This window comes from Affinundibacterium seohonense (assembly GCF_014284305.1).
GTDB classification, from domain to species: Bacteria; Pseudomonadota; Gammaproteobacteria; order Burkholderiales; family Burkholderiaceae_D; genus Undibacterium; species Undibacterium seohonense.
On sequence record NZ_JACOFW010000075.1, the window covers coordinates 1 to 805 of the forward strand.

1 pseudogene is annotated in these 805 nt (G+C 50.6%); it reads right to left on the reverse strand.

The features are described 5' to 3' along the window. Nucleotides 1–689: pseudogene (locus H8K52_RS20610) on the reverse strand (IS110 family transposase); the annotation flags it as partial. Nucleotides 690–805: the final 116 nt, after the last annotated feature.

Below are 805 nucleotides of genomic sequence, written 5' to 3' on the forward strand. Positions count from 1 at the left end.
TCGTACGGTTGCGGCACCAATCCAACACAGGAACCAACTTGTTTTTGATTATCAAACCGTCGCCAAAATAATTCCGTTGTAATCCGTATCGCACCAATGTCACCTATCGCTTTGAGCTTGGTGAAACTGGCGACTTTTTCTTGTGCCGCTTCAGACAGTTGTGAGACCTGTGTTCTAGTGAGTGCCTTAAACTGTTCCTCAACCAACGCCAACCTTTCGCATTCTCGCAGGAGTCGCGCCTTTAATTCGACCGGCAATACACTGCCGTCATAACAGCGCACTTCGCCGACTTCCAAGCGCTGCGCAAAACCACGATCCATCTCATCCCAACATCCAACCGTGCGGAGCAACTTGCGCATCCTGTCGTGATGTTGACCTATCTCTTTTTGCAAAACACCACGATCCCTAAGTGTTTGTCGCTCTGCTTCCGCCAGCTCGTCTGGAATATGTAGCACCCGCAGACAATCTTGTTCGCCCCGCAGCCATCCTCGCAAACAGTTCACGAGCATGATGGCATCTAATCGGTCTGTCTTTGCTCTTCTTGCTTGACGTCCCACTGGTACGCTTGCCGCGTCAATTACTAAACCGGTATACCCCATGGCATTGAGTGCGCGACAAATCCAGAACCCATCTTGACCCGCTTCGTACATCACGACCACTTTCGTGTCCGTTGGCAGCAGCCATTTCATCAGTATTTCCTGTATCACTTTTACCGCTGCCATTAGTCGCGCATGCGGTTGCTCATCTGACACAGTGATAACTGTAGGTCTGGCTCTTCTGCCGTCACTTAGACCCATTTTCCAAC